The organism is Pectobacterium colocasium (genome assembly GCF_020181655.1).
Lineage (GTDB): Bacteria > Pseudomonadota > Gammaproteobacteria > Enterobacterales > Enterobacteriaceae > Pectobacterium > Pectobacterium colocasium.
The window spans coordinates 254,369-272,693 of record NZ_CP084032.1; the positions used below are offsets into that span (position 1 = coordinate 254,369).

General features: G+C 48.4%; 15 protein-coding genes, 1 tRNA gene and 3 rRNA genes. 7 read left to right on the forward strand and 12 right to left on the reverse strand.

All coding sequences use genetic code 11. The features are described from left to right. Positions 1–577 precede the first annotated feature (577 nt). The 4 genes from LCF41_RS01140 (at position 578) to rrf (ending at position 5,698) form a co-directional block, all read left to right on the forward strand. Positions 578–2,119, forward strand: a 16S ribosomal RNA gene (locus LCF41_RS01140). Positions 2,120–2,205: 86 nt separating this feature from the next. Continuing rightward, a tRNA-Glu gene (locus LCF41_RS01145) sits at positions 2,206–2,281 on the forward strand. Positions 2,282–2,541: 260 nt separating this feature from the next. Then, a 23S ribosomal RNA gene (locus LCF41_RS01150) occupies positions 2,542–5,447 on the forward strand. A 135-nt stretch (positions 5,448–5,582) separates the two neighbouring features. Further along, a 5S ribosomal RNA gene (rrf, locus tag LCF41_RS01155) occupies positions 5,583–5,698 on the forward strand. Together the 16S, 23S and 5S rRNA genes with 1 tRNA gene alongside form the textbook arrangement of a ribosomal RNA operon. 294 nt (positions 5,699–5,992) lie before the next feature. Here rrf and LCF41_RS01160 read toward each other — a convergent pair. From LCF41_RS01160 to LCF41_RS01185, 6 genes are all read right to left on the reverse strand, one after another. Further along, positions 5,993–6,754, reverse strand: coding sequence for an amino acid ABC transporter ATP-binding protein (locus LCF41_RS01160; RefSeq protein ID WP_284144941.1), 762 nt, complete (start codon positions 6,752–6,754; stop codon positions 5,993–5,995). 8 nt (positions 6,755–6,762) lie between these two features. Beyond that, positions 6,763–7,857: an amino acid ABC transporter permease gene (locus tag LCF41_RS01165; protein WP_225086538.1), complete on the reverse strand. Its 1,095-nt coding sequence runs from the start codon at positions 7,855–7,857 to the stop codon at positions 6,763–6,765. 9 nt (positions 7,858–7,866) lie between these two features. Beyond that, positions 7,867–9,045, reverse strand: coding sequence for an amino acid ABC transporter permease (locus LCF41_RS01170; RefSeq protein WP_225086539.1), 1,179 nt, complete (start codon positions 9,043–9,045; stop codon positions 7,867–7,869). 65 nt (positions 9,046–9,110) lie between these two features. Then, positions 9,111–10,136 carry an amino acid ABC transporter substrate-binding protein gene (locus LCF41_RS01175; protein WP_005975324.1) on the reverse strand — a complete coding sequence of 342 codons (1,026 nt, stop codon included), beginning with the start codon at positions 10,134–10,136 and terminating at the stop codon, positions 9,111–9,113. Positions 10,137–10,526: 390 nt separating this feature from the next. Continuing rightward, the gene (locus LCF41_RS01180) at positions 10,527–11,192 is read right to left on the reverse strand and encodes an amino acid ABC transporter permease (protein ID WP_180743621.1); all 666 of its coding nucleotides are present in this window, start codon (positions 11,190–11,192) and stop codon (positions 10,527–10,529) included. A 42-nt stretch (positions 11,193–11,234) separates the two neighbouring features. Beyond that, positions 11,235–12,002 carry an amino acid ABC transporter substrate-binding protein gene (locus LCF41_RS01185; RefSeq protein ID WP_225086540.1) on the reverse strand — a complete coding sequence of 256 codons (768 nt, stop codon included), beginning with the start codon at positions 12,000–12,002 and terminating at the stop codon, positions 11,235–11,237. Positions 12,003–12,437: 435 nt separating this feature from the next. On the opposite strand from LCF41_RS01185, the gene LCF41_RS01190 reads away from it, so the two are divergent. Next, a complete protein-coding gene (locus LCF41_RS01190; protein ID WP_040038090.1) occupies positions 12,438–12,839 on the forward strand; it encodes an ASCH domain-containing protein in 402 nt (133 codons plus the stop codon). A gap of 269 nt (positions 12,840–13,108) precedes the next feature. On the opposite strand, the gene LCF41_RS01195 is transcribed toward LCF41_RS01190, so the two are convergent. From LCF41_RS01195 to LCF41_RS01205, 3 genes are all read right to left on the reverse strand, one after another. Continuing rightward, positions 13,109–13,855: a PP2C family protein-serine/threonine phosphatase gene (locus LCF41_RS01195; protein WP_225086541.1), complete on the reverse strand. Its 747-nt coding sequence runs from the start codon at positions 13,853–13,855 to the stop codon at positions 13,109–13,111. Between the two features lie 2 nt (positions 13,856–13,857). Continuing rightward, positions 13,858–14,589 (reverse strand): protein kinase family protein, encoded by a 732-nt coding sequence (locus tag LCF41_RS01200; RefSeq protein ID WP_225086542.1) that lies wholly within the window; start codon positions 14,587–14,589, stop codon positions 13,858–13,860. Positions 14,590–14,997: 408 nt separating this feature from the next. Continuing rightward, positions 14,998–15,183, reverse strand: coding sequence for a YlcI/YnfO family protein (locus tag LCF41_RS01205; RefSeq protein WP_225086543.1), 186 nt, complete (start codon positions 15,181–15,183; stop codon positions 14,998–15,000). Positions 15,184–15,369: 186 nt separating this feature from the next. Between LCF41_RS01205 and LCF41_RS01210 the strand changes: the two genes are divergently transcribed. Both LCF41_RS01210 and LCF41_RS01215 read left to right on the forward strand, forming a co-directional pair. Then, positions 15,370–15,540, forward strand: a complete 171-nt coding sequence (locus LCF41_RS01210; RefSeq protein WP_225086544.1) for a host cell division inhibitor Icd-like protein — start codon at positions 15,370–15,372, stop codon at positions 15,538–15,540. 10 nt (positions 15,541–15,550) lie between these two features. Then, positions 15,551–15,742 carry a hypothetical protein gene (locus LCF41_RS01215; protein ID WP_180743615.1) on the forward strand — a complete coding sequence of 64 codons (192 nt, stop codon included), beginning with the start codon at positions 15,551–15,553 and terminating at the stop codon, positions 15,740–15,742. Positions 15,743–15,867: 125 nt separating this feature from the next. Here the strand turns inward: LCF41_RS01215 and fis are convergent, their stop codons facing one another. The 3 genes from fis to LCF41_RS01230 all read right to left on the reverse strand — a co-directional run bounded on the left by fis (position 15,868) and on the right by LCF41_RS01230 (position 18,244). Then, a complete protein-coding gene (gene fis / locus LCF41_RS01220) occupies positions 15,868–16,164 on the reverse strand; it encodes a DNA-binding transcriptional regulator Fis (RefSeq protein WP_005975342.1) in 297 nt (98 codons plus the stop codon). Positions 16,165–16,187: 23 nt separating this feature from the next. After that, positions 16,188–17,153, reverse strand: coding sequence for a tRNA dihydrouridine synthase DusB (gene dusB, locus LCF41_RS01225; protein WP_225086545.1), 966 nt, complete (start codon positions 17,151–17,153; stop codon positions 16,188–16,190). A gap of 356 nt (positions 17,154–17,509) precedes the next feature. Then, positions 17,510–18,244, reverse strand: a complete 735-nt coding sequence (locus tag LCF41_RS01230; RefSeq protein WP_225086546.1) for a carbonic anhydrase — start codon at positions 18,242–18,244, stop codon at positions 17,510–17,512. Positions 18,245–18,325: the final 81 nt, after the last annotated feature.

Here is an 18,325-nt window from a genome sequence, read left to right on the forward strand (position 1 = left end):
GTCAGTAAAGAACGGTATGTGAATATCGTCTTTGTCAGAGCAATAATTGCGGAATAAAGAGAAATATTCAGTTAGCGTTCGCAAAAACACGACGATTTTGAACGAGGTGAATTGTAGCGAAAACGTTTGCGTGATGCTCGTCAATTTTTGAATAGAATGCTTTCTGTGGATAAGTTTGTGCAAAAATAGGTATAAAGCGGGGTTTTGCTGTGGAATGCAGCAAACAAACATTTTTCTTTAAAATACCTATTGCGGCCTGCCGAGAAGTCCCTATAATGCGCCTCCACTGACACGGCAACAGCGCAAACGCAGTTGTGATGACAGAAAAAAGATTTCATAAAGCAGTCAGCAATGACTTGACTTTAAAGCGGATTAGCATAGTATATGCGACCCGCGCCACGAGAGATTGTGGCACTGCTCTTTAACAATTTAATCAGACAATCTGTGTGGGCACTCACAAGACCGTATCTTGACGATATAAAAAGTCTTGAAGAGTGAACAACAGTAAATTCATTACGAATAAACAGTTTTAATTCTTTGAGCATCGCTGACGAGTTCAGCAAATCAAACAAATCTTAAATTGAAGAGTTTGATCATGGCTCAGATTGAACGCTGGCGGCAGGCCTAACACATGCAAGTCGGGCGGTAGCACAGAGGAGCTTGCTCCTTGGGTGACGAGCGGCGGACGGGTGAGTAATGTCTGGGAAACTGCCTGATGGAGGGGGATAACTACTGGAAACGGTAGCTAATACCGCATAACGTCTTCGGACCAAAGCGGGGGACCTTCGGGCCTCGCGCCATCAGATGTGCCCAGATGGGATTAGCTGGTAGGTGAGGTAATGGCTCACCTAGGCGACGATCCCTAGCTGGTCTGAGAGGATGACCAGCCACACTGGAACTGAGACACGGTCCAGACTCCTACGGGAGGCAGCAGTGGGGAATATTGCACAATGGGCGCAAGCCTGATGCAGCCATGCCGCGTGTGTGAAGAAGGCCTTCGGGTTGTAAAGCACTTTCAGCGGGGAGGAAGGCGGTGAGATTAATACTCTCACCGATTGACGTTACCCGCAGAAGAAGCACCGGCTAACTCCGTGCCAGCAGCCGCGGTAATACGGAGGGTGCAAGCGTTAATCGGAATGACTGGGCGTAAAGCGCACGCAGGCGGTTTGTTAAGTCAGATGTGAAATCCCCGAGCTTAACTTGGGAACTGCATTTGAAACTGGCAAGCTAGAGTCTTGTAGAGGGGGGTAGAATTCCAGGTGTAGCGGTGAAATGCGTAGAGATCTGGAGGAATACCGGTGGCGAAGGCGGCCCCCTGGACAAAGACTGACGCTCAGGTGCGAAAGCGTGGGGAGCAAACAGGATTAGATACCCTGGTAGTCCACGCTGTAAACGATGTCGATTTGGAGGTTGTGCCCTTGAGGCGTGGCTTCCGGAGCTAACGCGTTAAATCGACCGCCTGGGGAGTACGGCCGCAAGGTTAAAACTCAAATGAATTGACGGGGGCCCGCACAAGCGGTGGAGCATGTGGTTTAATTCGATGCAACGCGAAGAACCTTACCTACTCTTGACATCCAGAGAACTTAGCAGAGATGCTTTGGTGCCTTCGGGAACTCTGAGACAGGTGCTGCATGGCTGTCGTCAGCTCGTGTTGTGAAATGTTGGGTTAAGTCCCGCAACGAGCGCAACCCTTATCCTTTGTTGCCAGCGGTTAGGCCGGGAACTCAAAGGAGACTGCCAGTGATAAACTGGAGGAAGGTGGGGATGACGTCAAGTCATCATGGCCCTTACGAGTAGGGCTACACACGTGCTACAATGGCGTATACAAAGAGAAGCGACCTCGCGAGAGCAAGCGGACCTCATAAAGTACGTCGTAGTCCGGATTGGAGTCTGCAACTCGACTCCATGAAGTCGGAATCGCTAGTAATCGTAGATCAGAATGCTACGGTGAATACGTTCCCGGGCCTTGTACACACCGCCCGTCACACCATGGGAGTGGGTTGCAAAAGAAGTAGGTAGCTTAACCTTCGGGAGGGCGCTTACCACTTTGTGATTCATGACTGGGGTGAAGTCGTAACAAGGTAACCGTAGGGGAACCTGCGGTTGGATCACCTCCTTACCAAGAAGATGTGGGTTGAGTGAAGTGCTCACACAGATTGTCTGATGAAAATAACGAGCAAAAGCGTCAACAAAGTACGGTGTCGTGTCCCCTTCGTCTAGAGGCCTAGGACACCGCCCTTTCACGGCGGTAACAGGGGTTCGAATCCCCTAGGGGACGCCAGCGCATCCGACCATTCCGGTGAAAGCGGGGGTCTTCAGTAAGTAATCTGCTTACCTCATATCTTAAAACTGATTAGCGATAGTCAGGGTTTAAGATATTGCTCTTTAACAATCTGGAACAAGCTGAAAATTGAAACATGACAGCTGAACATGCATGACTGCCTTCGGGTGAGTTGTGATGATTCTGTCTGTCAATGAGTCTCTCAAATAATCACAGCACGATGATGACTTTGATTTATCAAAGACACCTTCGGGTTGTGAGGTTAAGCGACTAAGCGTACACGGTGGATGCCTAGGCAGTCAGAGGCGATGAAGGGCGTGCTAATCTGCGATAAGCGTCGGTAAGCTGATATGAAGCGTTATACCCGACGATACCCGAATGGGGAAACCCAGTGTGTTTCGACACACTATCATTAACTGAATCCATAGGTTAATGAGGCGAACCGGGGAACTGAAACATCTCAGTACCCCGAGGAAAAGAAATCAACCGAGATTCCCCCAGTAGCGGCGAGCGAACGGGGAAGAGCCCAGAACCTGAATCAGTTTGTGTGTTAGTGGAAGCGTCTGGAAAGTCGCACAGTAAAGGGTGATAGTCCCGTACACAAAAATGCACAGATTGTGAGTTCGATGAGTAGGGCGGGACACGTGACATCCTGTCTGAATATGGGGGGACCATCCTCCAAGGCTAAATACTCCTGACTGACCGATAGTGAACCAGTACCGTGAGGGAAAGGCGAAAAGAACCCCGGCGAGGGGAGTGAAATAGAACCTGAAACCGTGTACGTACAAGCAGTGGGAGCCTACTTGTTAGGTGACTGCGTACCTTTTGTATAATGGGTCAGCGACTTATATTCTGTAGCAAGGTTAACCGTTTAGGGGAGCCGCAGGGAAACCGAGTCTTAACTGGGCGTTAAGTTGCAGGGTATAGACCCGAAACCCGGTGATCTAGCCATGGGCAGGTTGAAGGTTGGGTAACACTAACTGGAGGACCGAACCGACTAATGTTGAAAAATTAGCGGATGACTTGTGGCTGGGGGTGAAAGGCCAATCAAACCGGGAGATAGCTGGTTCTCCCCGAAAGCTATTTAGGTAGCGCCTCGTGAATTCATCTTCGGGGGTAGAGCACTGTTTCGGCTAGGGGGTCATCCCGACTTACCAACCCGATGCAAACTGCGAATACCGAAGAATGTTATCACGGGAGACACACGGCGGGTGCTAACGTTCGTCGTGAAGAGGGAAACAACCCAGACCGCCAGCTAAGGTCCCAAAGTCATGGTTAAGTGGGAAACGATGTGGGAAGGCACAGACAGCCAGGATGTTGGCTTAGAAGCAGCCATCATTTAAAGAAAGCGTAATAGCTCACTGGTCGAGTCGGCCTGCGCGGAAGATGTAACGGGGCTAAACCATGCACCGAAGCTGCGGCAGCGACACTCAGGTGTTGTTGGGTAGGGGAGCGTTCTGTAAGCCTGCGAAGGTGGCCTGTGAGGGTTGCTGGAGGTATCAGAAGTGCGAATGCTGACATAAGTAACGATAATGCGGGTGAAAAACCCGCACGCCGGAAGACCAAGGGTTCCTGTCCAACGTTAATCGGGGCAGGGTGAGTCGACCCCTAAGGCGAGGCTGAAAAGCGTAGTCGATGGGAAACAGGTTAATATTCCTGTACTGGGTGTTACTGCGAAGGGGGGACGGAGAAAGCTAGGTTATCCGGGCGACGGTTGTCCCGGTTTAAGCGTGAAGGTGGGTGACTTTGGTAAATCCGGGTCATCGTTAACACTGAGGCGTGATGACGAGTCACTACGGTGATGAAGTAACTGATGCTACGCTTCCAGGAAAAGCCTCTAAGCTCCAGGTAACACCGAATCGTACCCCAAACCGACACAGGTGGTCAGGTAGAGAATACTCAGGCGCTTGAGAGAACTCGGGTGAAGGAACTAGGCAAAATGGTGCCGTAACTTCGGGAGAAGGCACGCTGGTGTAAGGTGAAGTCCCTTGCGGATGGAGCTGAGACCAGTCGAAGATACCAGCTGGCTGCAACTGTTTAATAAAAACACAGCACTGTGCAAACACGAAAGTGGACGTATACGGTGTGACGCCTGCCCGGTGCCGGAAGGTTAATTGATGGGGTTATCCGTAAGGAGAAGCTCTTGATCGAAGCCCCGGTAAACGGCGGCCGTAACTATAACGGTCCTAAGGTAGCGAAATTCCTTGTCGGGTAAGTTCCGACCTGCACGAATGGCGTAATGATGGCCAGGCTGTCTCCACCCGAGACTCAGTGAAATTGAACTCGCTGTGAAGATGCAGTGTACCCGCGGCAAGACGGAAAGACCCCGTGAACCTTTACTATAGCTTGACACTGAACCTTGAGCCTTGATGTGTAGGATAGGTGGGAGGCTTTGAAGTGTGGACGCCAGTCTGCATGGAGCCGACCTTGAAATACCACCCTTTAATGTTTGATGTTCTAACGTGGGCCCGTAAACCGGGTTGCGGACAGTGTCTGGTGGGTAGTTTGACTGGGGCGGTCTCCTCCCAAAGCGTAACGGAGGAGCACGAAGGTTAGCTAATCCTGGTCGGACATCAGGAGGTTAGTGCAAAGGCATAAGCTAGCTTGACTGCGAGAGTGACAGCTCGAGCAGGTGCGAAAGCAGGTCTTAGTGATCCGGTGGTTCTGAATGGAAGGGCCATCGCTCAACGGATAAAAGGTACTCCGGGGATAACAGGCTGATACCGCCCAAGAGTTCATATCGACGGCGGTGTTTGGCACCTCGATGTCGGCTCATCACATCCTGGGGCTGAAGTAGGTCCCAAGGGTATGGCTGTTCGCCATTTAAAGTGGTACGCGAGCTGGGTTTAGAACGTCGTGAGACAGTTCGGTCCCTATCTGCCGTGGGCGCTGGAAGATTGAGAGGGGTTGCTCCTAGTACGAGAGGACCGGAGTGAACGCACCACTGGTGTACGGGTTGTGATGCCAATTGCATTGCCCGGTAGCTAAGTGCGGAAGAGATAACCGCTGAAAGCATCTAAGCGGGAAACTTGCCTCGAGATGAGTCTTCCCTGGACACTTGATGTCCCTGAAGGGCCGTTGAAGACGACGACGTAGATAGGCTGGGTGTGTAAGCGTAGCGATACGTTGAGCTGACCAGTACTAATGACCCGAGAGGCTTAACCTTACAACACCGAAGGTGTTTTGAGTGATGATGACTCATAAAAAACAATACTCAGCTTGTTCGAAGATTGGTTCTGATGGTTGTGCAGAGAGAAGCGAAAGCGACTGAAGTGCGACGGTTGGAATGAAACAGAATTTGCCTGGCGGCGATAGCGCGGTGGTCCCACCTGACCCCATGCCGAACTCAGAAGTGAAACGCCGTAGCGCCGATGGTAGTGTGGGGCTTCCCCATGTGAGAGTAGGGAACTGCCAGGCATCAAATAGTGGAAGGCCCCTGTCGAAAGACAGGGGCTTTTTGCTGTGCGCGTGTCGGTGCGAGCTGATTTTATCTATACCCATGGTGAAAGACCGCCTCTATCTATTCAATTACTCTGTGTAAACTGTGCTCAATTCTGGGCTATTGACGGTTATTTTTGAGCCAGTGATGAAGTGAAACCAGTCTACCTTAATATCGCGTTAGTGATCCGATAATGTGAACCGCGAGAGCCATCATCATACTGATGTTATTAGGAAAGGCCTGCGCAGACACGCAGGCAGAGTGCTTCGGTATTAGTGCAGAATCTGCGAGAGAAATGACTGCGTGCGTTCTGAGCGAGGGCTGGAGAAGAAGATATCTGGTGGCGCTTGTTCCACGATCTCCCCCTGATCCATAAAGATCACCCGGTCAGCGACCGTTCTTGCGAAACCCATCTCGTGCGTTACGCAGAGCATCGTCATCCCGTCCTGAGCCAGTCCAAGCATGGTATCGAGTACCTCTTTTACCATTTCAGGATCCAACGCGGATGTCGGTTCATCAAACAACATAATCTTAGGTTTCATGCACAGTGAACGGGCGATGGCCACACGCTGCTGCTGACCTCCAGATAACTGTCCCGGAAATTTATGGGCATGGGCGGCGATACGCACGCGTTCCAGATAGTGCATTGCCAGCTCTTCCGCTTCTTTTTTTGGCATGTGGCGCACCCAGCATGGCGCCAGCGTGCAGTTCTGTAATACGGTTAAGTGTGGGAACAAATTGAAGTGTTGGAAAACCATGCCGACTTCAGTACGAATTTTTTCGATATTACGCAAATCATGATTCAATTCGATCCCATCAACGACAATTCGCCCTTGTTGATGCTCTTCGAGATGATTAATGCAGCGTATGGTGGTTGATTTCCCCGAGCCAGATGGGCCACACAGTACGATACGTTCCCCCTGTCTGACCTGCAAATTGATATCTTTAAGTACATGAAATTGCCCGTACCATTTATTCACATTTTCTAAGGTAATCATGTGATCGGTTGATTGAGTGAATGCAGTCTGATTCATGGATGGCCTCAGTGTGACTTGTGTCCGGTGTTAAAACGATTTTCAAGATGCTGGCTATAACGCGACATGCTGAAACAGAAAATCCAATAGACCATGGCGGCGAAGACATAGCCTTCTGTCGACATACCTAGCCAGGTGGGATCGACCGTGGCCTGTTGGATGCTGCTGAAGAGATCGAAAAGGCCGATGATGATCACCAGACTCGTGTCTTTAAAGAGAGAAATAATGGTATTCACCAGACCCGGGATAACCATTTTCAGCGCTTGTGGGAGAATGACCAGGCCCTGCATACGCCAATAGCCTAAGCCCAGAGATTCAGCGGCTTCATACTGTCCTTTAGGTAGCGCCTGCAAGCCACCGCGAACGACCTCGGCGACATAGGCGGACTGGAATAAAATCACGCCGACTAGCGCCCTTAGCAGTTTGTCGATAGTCGTGCCCTCCGTTAAAAACAGCGGCAGCATCACGGAGGACATAAAAAGCACGGTGATAAGCGGTACGCCGCGCCAGAATTCGATGAAGACAACGGAAAGCATACGCACAATCGGCAGTGTGGAACGGCGGCCTAATGCGAGCAAGATGCCAAGTGGTAACGCACCCGCGATACCCACGGCGGCGATAATCAGCGTTAACGTTAACCCGCCCCACTGATAGGTTTCCACTCGGCTAAGTCCGCCAAAACCGCCGTAAAGTAACCACCATGCAATGAGCGGATACACCATCGCCCAGACCGCAATGTAGCGCCCGCGATAGGGAATGCTTTTCAGAAACATCGGCAGGATACTCAGCAACCCGATAGTGAGCGCAAAGTTGATACGCCAGACTTCCGCAGCCGGATACAGGCCATACATGAAATGACCAAATCTTTCATGAATGAAGACCCAACAAGCGCCATCACGCGTACAGTCATTGCGGGTGGTGCCAATCCAATTCGCCTGAAAGATCGCCCAGTTGAGCAGCGGCGGTATGGCAACCCACAATAGCCAGAGGCAAAACAGCGTTAGCAGGCTATTGCTGATACTGGAGAAGAGATTACGTCGAGCCCATAACATCGCTCTGAAAAGAGAGGACTGACGGCCTTGCGTATAATGGTTCATCGTCATGACGTCCTCTTAGCGTTCGACTAATGCGATCTTTCGGTTATACAGATTCATCAGCAGCGAAATCAGCAGGCTGATAATGAGGTAGACCGACATGGTAATGGCGATGGTCTCAATGGCCTGGCCGGTCTGATTGAGAACCGTTCCTGCGAACAGCGACACCATATCGGGATAGCCAATGGCGGCAGCCAGTGAAGAGTTCTTCACAATATTCAGATACTGGCTGGTGAGTGGCGGAATGATGACGCGCAGCGCCTGTGGGAGGATCACTTTGCGTAGCGTAACGGGATTTGGCAACCCGAGAGAACGTGCCGCCTCATGTTGACCGTGGGAAACCGATTGGATACCTGAACGAATGATCTCGGCGATAAACGATGAGGTGTAGACCGAAAGCGCGACGGTTAATGCCGCCAGTTCAGGGATCAACACCATACCACCACGGAAATTGAAGCCTTTCAATTCCGGCATATCCCAGTGAAAAGCGGAGCCGAAAATCAAATGACTGAGTGCGCACAGCACAAGCAACAGGCCTAACGCCAGCGGCCAGGTTCTGCGTGGCTGGCCGGTTAACGCGTGGTAGCGCCGGTTACGCCGAAAGACGACCCATGCCACAACTGCTGCGATCAGCAGAGAAAGGAAAAATGCCGCCGCGCCTGGCCCCAATTCAGGAGAGGGTAGATAAAAGCCCCGATTGCTGAGGAACGCGATATCAAAGGCGCTGATCGACTGGCGTGGCCCCGGCAAATTTCGTAGTACCGCAAAGTACCAAAAGAAGATCTGCAATAGCGGTGGAATATTACGAAATATCTCGATGTAAACGTTGGATATTTTTCGCAGTAACCAGTTATCGGACAGTCGGGCAAGGCCAACGGTAAAGCCGAGAATCGATGCAAACACGATACACAATGCTGAAACCAGCAGTGTGTTGAATAACCCAACAAGAAAAACGCGGGCGTAGGTGTCGCCTTGTTGATAGTCAATCAGGTGCTGGACGATGCCAAAGCCGGCGCTTTTATTCAGAAAATCAAAGCCAGAGGTGATGCCCCTCTGTGCCAGATTGGTTACGGTGTTGTGCAACAGGTAGGCTGCGACAGCCAATACCGCGATCACAACGACAATTTGATACAGCCAGGCGCGCACCGCTGGGTTAGTCAGTGATAAATCACCTTTTACGGTTGGGCGTTGTAGCATGCTGGAACCTCGATGCGGGGTACTGAAGGGCGCAGCCATACGCTGCGCCCGGTTTTTTCTGATAATTAACGTACCGCTGGCGCGTACTGGATCCCGCCTTTGTTCCACAGTTCGTTCAGGCCGCGCTTAATTTTCAGCTCACTGCCCATACCGACATTACGTTCAAAGATTTCGCCGTAGTTACCGACTTGTTTGATGATTTTAAATGCCCAATCGTTTGGTAATTTGAGATCTTTACCATAGCTGCCTTCGTGACCCAGCAGGTGAGACATATCTGGCGTAGTCGGTTTTGCTGCCAACTGATCGACGTTTTTCGAGGTCACACCCATCTCTTCGGCGTTCAGCATGGCGAATAATGTCCAGCGCACGATAGAGAACCACTCTTCATCACCACGGCGTACCACCGGGCCCAGCGGCTCTTTAGAAATGACTTCTGGCAGAACGATAAACTCAGCAGGTTTGCTCAGCTTGATGCGCAGCGCGTACAGCTGTGACTGGTCGGATGCCAGCGTATCGCAGCGACCAGATTCCAGCGCTTTGGCGCTTTCATCAGAGCGGTCGAACGTGACAGGGGTGTACTGCATTTTATGGGTCTTGAAGTAATCTGCGACGTTCAGCTCGGTATCGGTACCGGCCTGAATACAAACGGTTGCGCCATCCAGCTCTTTTGCACTGGTTAAGCCTGCTTTGTTGTGCGTCAGGAAGCCAATACCGTCGTAGTAAGTGACACCGGTAAAGAGCATACCCATGCCGCCGTCGCGGGAAGATGTCCACGTGGTGTTACGTGACAGCACGTCAACTTCACCGGATTGCAGCGCGGTAAAGCGTTCCTTCGCCGTCAGCGGCGTATATTTAACTTTATTGGCATCGCCGAATACGGCTGCGGCAAGGCCGCGACACACGTCAACATCAATACCGGAGTATTTACCGCTTGCATCGGCATAGGAAAAACCGGGTAAGCCATCGCTGATACCGCATTGCACAAATCCTTTCTTCTGAATGGCGTCCAGTGTTGCACCAGCATGGGCTTGATTGATTGCGGCAAAGAGTGACGCGCCAGCAACCAGAGTAGAAATCACTATTCTTTTCATAATCATCCTAGCGTCTAGAGTTATTTGCTGTTTTTGAAGTACACAATTGTTTTTGACGTACACAATAAGGTGCACCATACCTGTCTGTCGGGATGCCGACGTGAGCAGAGCGAAGCAAATAAAATGCCAATTTTCTATTTGCTTGATAATGAAGACGAAATGAAAGGCTTATTGATCTAAATAGGTAATTCTAAATGGGTATGTTCGCACCGTGACAAATGCAAAGAGGGCGGTGCGCCCTCTTTTGGTGCGCCGAAATAGAGTGTGCGAGGCTACCTCAGCCAATATACGCATTTTTCTGGTATGGGGAGTCGTCGTTCTAGCTGCTTTAAAAGCGGAGTGACTGCGAGGGAGCATCAGCCCAGCGGAGTGCATAGGCTGATGTCGGCATTAGTGTGCGATATGGCGCTGATAATACTTTTCGAGTTTCACCTGTAGCTGGCTCAGTACGGTGCTGAACATCAAGTAAATCAACGCTGCTTCGATATACAGAATCAGAGGCTCATAGGTAACGGAAACGATGCGCTGAGCGGATAAAAACATCTCCGGTACGGTAATCACGGCAGCCAGCGACGTATCCTTGATTAAGGAGATAAACGTATTGGAAAGCGGCGGTAGCGACACGAAAACGGATTGCGGGAAGATGACCCAGCGAATCGCCTGCCTGCCGTTCATGCCGAGAGAATAGGCGGCATTCCATTGGCCTTTCGGGACAGACAAAATGGCTCCACGGACGATTTCCGAGCTGTAGGCACCCACACTGATGGTGAAGCCAATGAGCGCAGCGGGGAAGGCATCGAGAGTAATCCCCGCGCTGGGCAGCCCATAAAAAATCAGGAAAAGCTGCACCAGTAACGGCGTGCCACGAATAACCCAAACGTAGAAATCACCCAGCCATTTCAGCGGCTTCGGGCCATAAAGGCGAACCAGCGCGATGAGAATGCCGAGGGCTAAGCCAAAGATGAAAGACAGAATCGCCAGAGGGACGGTAAATTTAAGTCCCGCAGACAGCAGACTCCAAAAGGAGTCTGCCATGAGTTGTAGCCAAGGCGGCATGAAAACGAGCTCCGATAACGGTATGCGCTGATAACAGTGCGATTATTGAGAAACATCCTCCCCGAAGTATCGCACAGATATGGTTTTATAGGTGCCGTCTGCTTTGATTTCATCCAGAGCTTTATTCAATGCTTCCACTAGTGGTGCCTGATTCTTACGCACCAGAATCGCGGAAGGTTCGCCGTCTTTTGAGGTCGCTGCAATCTTCACGTTGGCATCTGGCTTCTGCTTTTTGAAATCCAGGAATGACAGATTGTCGTTCAACGTGGCGTCCGCACGGCCGCTGAGAACCAGATCCAGCGACTGATTAAAGCCGTCCGTCGGCACAATGTCCGCGCCGTAGCTGGTGGCTTGTTTAGAGTAATTGCTGGTCAGGCTTTGTGCTGATTTTTTGCCTTTCAAATCGCTGAAATCTTTAATGGTGGTGTTATCGCCACGGACAACCAGCACCGCTTTGGAGTCGATATACGGCTTGGAGAAATCATACTTGGCCTGGCGCTCTTTGGTCACACCAACCTGATTGATGACCGCATCGTAGCGCTTGGCATCAATACCGGCGATTAAGCCGTCCCAACGTCCTTCAATGAACTGGGCTTTTACGCCGAGCTTTTCTGCCACCGCGCGGCCAATATCCACATCGAAGCCAACCAACTGGCCTGATTTATCATGATAGGTATAAGGTGCGTAGGTGCCCTCTGTGCCGATCTTGATAACCCCTGCGGACTTGATGGCGCTAAGGTCATCGGCATGAGCGAATACGCTGGTAGCAAGCAGGGCGCTGGTCAGTAAAGCAAAACGTATTTTTTTCATTATGAATTCCTGTGAGTGGAGTGCAGTGATGTGCTTATAACTTTTGTTAATAATTAATCTACTAGACAATACATCTGATTATAAATCACGTTGTGTGATGGTTTATAGCAGAAGTGAATATAGTGCATGTGTTGAGAATATAGTGCGCCCGTCAGGTTTTAACCATGTTGAGTGAAAGAACGATAGAAAAAGTCTATTGCTGCTGGGAATGCTGACCAACTGTCACAATGTGCTTCTATCCTCAAAAGGACATCATTGCTTTTGCCACTACCCAGCAGGAGACAACAATGAAGCTCCGCATCGCCAGTTATAACGTAGAGAACCTGTTCCACCGTTCCGCTTCTCAACTTCCTAGGATATTACCTGATAGGCGCTTTACGGCTATGATGGCGTGAGAAAATAGAGCGATGATAGCCATATAAACCGAGGAAGATGATGAGCAAGCAAGGATTAGAGCAATATCCAGACGCGTTGCGCTGGTCATTTGGTGACAGCCCCGAGCTGGCGGATGAGCTTTTGCAACTGGTACTCGAAGGGCATAAAACGGCAACCTGTAGCTCGTATCACGCGTTTAAAAACGAGGAAACGCCACAGGTCGGCGATTACAACATCGTTCTGGACGGTGCCGGACAGCCTTCCTGCGTAATCCGCACGCGCTCGTTAACGCTGGTGCGCTACTGTGATGTGACGGCCGAGATGGCGGCGAAAGAGGGCGAAGGAGACAAAAGCCTGGCTTTCTGGCGTGAAGGTCATCAGACATTTTTCGAACGAGAAGGTACCTTCGCCCCAGATATGCTGCTGGTGTTTGAAGAGTTTGAGCTGATTGAGGTGTTTTGATTCAGGATTAGCAGGCATAAAGAATCTGGTGATTACTTCCAGCATTTTTAAAAGCAATTATCTGTTGTGATTTATTTATCTTATGATTTGTATAAATAATGATTTTAGAGTAACTAGTATCCGGTGGCGGATACGAATCATTACATAATACGTCGGAAGAAATAAAATCCAATAGATTATTAAGTAGGTATGTTAATTATCTAAAAATTCTATTTATAGTACACAACCTGACTAGTCTAGCCAGGTTGTGTTATTTTTGTAATTGGTTGTTAAATATCTTGGGATCTGAATTTTACCGAGATAAGCGAATAGTCATCAATGGGGGGGCCATTTTCAATTCTTTTCTTCAAACTTGAACTGAAGCGTGAAGGCTCTGATAATGTGTTAAGAGAAAAGCGTGGTCTCTTTTCCCAAAATGAATGTGCACCATCAGACATAATGAAAATAGATAAATCCCCATATTCATCTGCTAATTCTTTGAATGTGAAATTAATAATGTTGTATTTTAGATCTAACGTTTTTGAAATGGCTGTTGTTAGTATATTTTTTCCTTTTGCATTTTTAAGTTGACGAGAAGTAAAAACCCCATTATCTATATAAGCTTGATGTTGAGTATGATCTTTGGTTAACTGGTTTAATTTTGATTGTCTTTTTATATATAATCTGCAATCGCCAATATGACCAATAATAACTGACTCTTGAGTGACATAGCACAATGTTAATGTACTTGCCGCATTAACATATTCTTTTTCGACTTCGCTTATTTTTTTTAGATCATCTTTGAGATTCGAAAATAAGCTTATAAAGTCACTTTCTATTTCATTTACGAAGTTTTTAGCTAGATAGTCTACAACCCTTTGAGATGCTTTATCTCCACCTTTATATCCGCCCAGCCCATCAGCAATAGCAAAAAGATAGCCATTATTTATTTTTAATGGGGGAAGAATGGTATCTTGGTTGGTTTTATTATTTTCTTTTGAAAATGAAAAAAATGAAGCTGATGTTAAATTTAACATGGTTATATAACCTCGCCTATTCTTCTGATATCTATTATAAGTTGCTCAGCGCTGACATATCTTTTTTTTAGTTTTCTATCAGTACTTCTTGCCACTATATCATCGAATCCATCAATATTTAATTCTTCGATTATTATACCTAGAGAGAAAATATCTGACTGTCTTGAGTATCCATCAATAACAACATTGTGATCGAAATATTTTGGTGTTCTTGGGAAATGGCCTGCTAGTGTTAGAATTTTGCTGGCTTCGGACGGATCCATGTGTCTTGCAATTCCAAAGTCAGATATTTTATAAATTCCGTTAGAGAACTTTAATATATTTTGGGGTTTTATATCACGGTGTAGATAACCTTTGGAATGAATCCAATCTATTCCTTCTGCTATCATTAACACAATGTTTATTTTTTCTTTTCTACTTAGCTTTCCTGATTTAATTTCATTGTCTAAATTTGACTCGGCAAGCTCCATTATAAACCATGGAGGGGTCGTATCTAGATTGCATATGAATATTTGAGCAACATTCTTATGAAGGCATAAATCTTGAAGTTTTACTTCTCTTATAAACCTTGAAATTAAGTCAGGGTCTTCATGTTGATTGATTAATATTTTTCTAGCGTATTCACCACAGATAACGTTTTGAGTGTTTTTAACTCTTACTTTTTCAACTACCCCAAAACTACCAGTTCCGATCTGGTTCATTGGTTCTATTATGTAATTGCTATGTGGAATCACATCAAACTCCTAGATTTTAATGTTATTTTCCATGGTGGTTGTATTTTATTTTTATTAAATAATTATCAGTGTTGAGGTCATATTTATTAACCCCCAAAAGACACGTATTGATAACTATCCGTATAGTATTATTATCACTAACCTCTAACAATACTGTTAATTTATCAGGGGGGGATTTTAACCCAAATTATGTCGAAATTTTTGTGATGAGTGGTTCGGTAAGAATGCTTTTAATTTTTTACTTTTTGTTTTTTAAAGCTATTTTATTATTACCACTTACTGGCTTTGGATTATGGGGTGGTCGTATGTGAGTCATCAATGTGTAAAGCATATTTAGTTATGAAGTACCAATTGCTAGCCTCAATTCGCATTAACTTTGGACTAACTGGCTTACCCTACCCGCCAATACTAGTCTCTGGACTCATCTTTGGTCTGTTTTCGCTGGCGGCGTTTGATCTCGCTTTTTACTGCGGTGATGATGAATTGCGCCTTTGTCTCACCAGCTTCAAGACTGCTTTCCATTTCAGCAACAACGTCGTGCGGGAATCTTGCATTCAACTGCTGTGATTTGTTGTTAATTGAACCCGTTGCCATTGCTGGATCTCCATGCACTAAGTGCGATCCAGTATACGTAAAAATAATTCTAAAAAATACCTTGAGGTGCGATTCACTTGGGCGTAATGTTAGCTGCATAGGTGCGATTCACCTATAAAATACGAAGCCCGGCAGTGTTGGAGCACTAACCGAGCCTCTAACCACAATGTTATTGGAGCTAACACTATGGCTGATATCCAGTCTACCCAAACTCGCCCCGAATTTCAGTATCGCTTTCTTGCTTTGGGAATCTCTTCCCAATGTGTCGTGCATATTATCGCTACCACCGAACGTCAGGCGCGGGAGCATTCCCCTGATGGTCATGTCATGGTCTTCGCTGGCCGCCTGCCTGCTTAGGGGGGGCGCCATGTTTGATAACACGCCGTTAGAACCCGAAGAAGCGCTCGATCAGTGTCGTGCGCTGGCTTACGCTATTGTTGAATTGAACCATCCAGAATCGAAAGAGATCTTAACGTTCGTGTTGGCAGAGCGATTAGATAACCTATACCGAATTCTTCATACGCCGGAGACGGATACACAAGAAGGGATGAGTCATTAACAACGTCGCGGACACAATGCTCAGGCCGCCACGCTAAGGCTGTTTTTGCCTTAATCAAGGGCAAAGAAAAAGGCGCTTAACCCGAAAGGTAAAGCGCCTTTTTTCAAATGCTTAACTGATTAGTATCAGTTCATGCCGTATTTTTTCAATTTCTTACGCAGAGTACCGCGATTGATGCCCATCATCAGGGCGGCGCGGGTTTGGTTACCGCGGGTGTATTGCATCACCATGTCCAACAGTGGCTGCTCAACTTCAGCCAGTACCAGCTCATAAAGGTCACTTACATCCTGACCGTTCAATTGAGCAAAATAGTTCTTCAGTGCCTGTTTAACCGAGTCGCGCAGGGGTTTTTGGGTTACCTGAGCCTGAGAGTTTACAGTGGAAACGGTCAGTACGTCAGAATTCACGCGTTGTTCGAACATAGTTCTGTCAGCTCTTTTTCTGTTTACGCAAGATTTTCAAAATATGCCTTCAACGCCTCCAGCTGCTCGCTGGCATCCTCAATGGCGTTGAATGTGCGCCTAAACTGGTCGTTTGGGGCATGCTCCTGGAGATACCAGGATACGTGCTTACGAGCGATACGAAATCCCTTGCCTGGACCATAAAAGTCGTGCAATTCCCGTATGTGCTCGATCAACAAGCGCTTGACCTCTGCCAACGGCATTGGTGCCAGCAACTCCCCTGTGTCCAGATAATGCTGGATTTCCCGAAAGATCCAGGGTCTTCCCTGAGCGGCTCGTCCTATCATCAGGGCATCAGCCCCGGTGTAGTCCAGAACCGCTCTGGCTTTATGCGGGTCTGTAATGTCGCCATTCGCAATAATTGGAATGGTAACGGCCTGCTTAACTGCCCGAATGCTGTCGTACTCGGCGGAACCATTGAACAGGCACGCACGGGTGCGTCCGTGAATGGTTAACGCCTGAATGCCACAGTCTTCAGCCAGTTTGGCAATTTCTACACAGTTGCGGTGCTCTGGTGCCCAACCGGTACGGATTTTCAGTGTCACCGGCACGTCTACCGCTTTCACTACCGCAGAGAGGATCTGTTTGACCAAATCCGGATACTGCAATAACGCAGATCCTGCCATCTTGCGGTTCACCTTCTTCGCCGGGCAGCCCATATTGATGTCAATGATTTGTGCGCCGGAATCAGCATTGATTCTCGCTGCCGCCGCCATCTCATCGGGGTCACAACCGGCAATCTGCACGGCTCTGATACCCGGTTCATCGCTATGAACCATTCGCAAACGCGATTTGTCTGAACGCCACACTTCCGGGTTGGAAGAAAGCATTTCAGACACGGTCATTCCAGCGCCCATCGCGTGACAGAGTGCTCTAAATGGGCGATCGCTAATACCAGCCATTGGGGCTGCTATCAAACGATTGGTAAGCTGAAATTGTCCAATGTGCATAGACAAAAATTGACCATACTGTGCCTGCAAGGGCGCGTATATTACGCATTTTTTACGTCAGATGAAAGGCCAAACTTTGACCAATTTACGGCTATCGATCAATGAAAATGCACATCGTGAAGATGTGTAAAAATATTATCCATATTTAACAGCTAGTTATATTTTTATGGCGATTTTTTGTTCTGGGAAATATTCATCTGTTTACAGAATTTTATCTGTAAGCGTAGCCATTTTTAGTGGAGATACAGCAGGCTATCAATGCGTTATCAGTGAAATGCGTTGGTTAATGCGGCAAAAAAGGATACTGATTCATCAGAGGCTGGTCGACAGACGGCCTGACCAGCCTCGCGAGTAGCTTAATGGATGATGACGCGGCCATTAAGCGGCTGTATGGGGCGATTATTGGCGTGATGCATGACCGAACGGAACTGGTTTATCTGTTCAGCGGAGGCGGTGACGGGGTGATCCAGCACGAGCCAGCGAATACCTTCTGAGCACGGTGGCGTGGTGAGTGACCCGCTAAACCGATAGTAGTTTAATGATGTTGGTAACAGAGCTTGAATCGCGATTGGCGTGCGCATCTCCACCGCCTGATTAACCTGAGCCGGAATCTGCTGCCATGCCATGGCTAATTGTGGATTGGCCTCTCCTTGCTGAAACATCAACGCGATAACGGTAAGCGCGCCAGCCGCGTCTTTATAGACAAAATGGCCTTCCAGCGGGAACTGCTTACCGTCAATTTCATTCTCGCTCGGTGCGTGAAAGTGAAACTGTTGCAAGGTGAATGTCTCGTTATCCAGCAACAGCGTATTCCCTGTACTGACGTTAACCTGAACGGTATGCCCGTTGTTGATAATGTGCTGCGTCCCTGGCAGGAAAGCCAACTGTAAAGGGTCGTGTTGAGCGTTCAGTGCCTGGCGGATATTGATGGGAGATTGGTTTTTACCGGTTTCACACAGCGAGAAGTCTGGAGATAGCTTTCCCCAGTGTGCGGGATCGCCATTGCCTTCGTAGCCCCAGTGAACCGGATCGGCCGCCAAGGCGGAAAAGCTGGCGGACAGCATCAATACGATAGAGAGTTTACCTTTCATTTTTCATCCCTTGAAAATAATGATACGGCATCGTTGAGCGCCAGGCGCAGGTGCGTCTGGTCACTTGCCGAGCTGCATCAT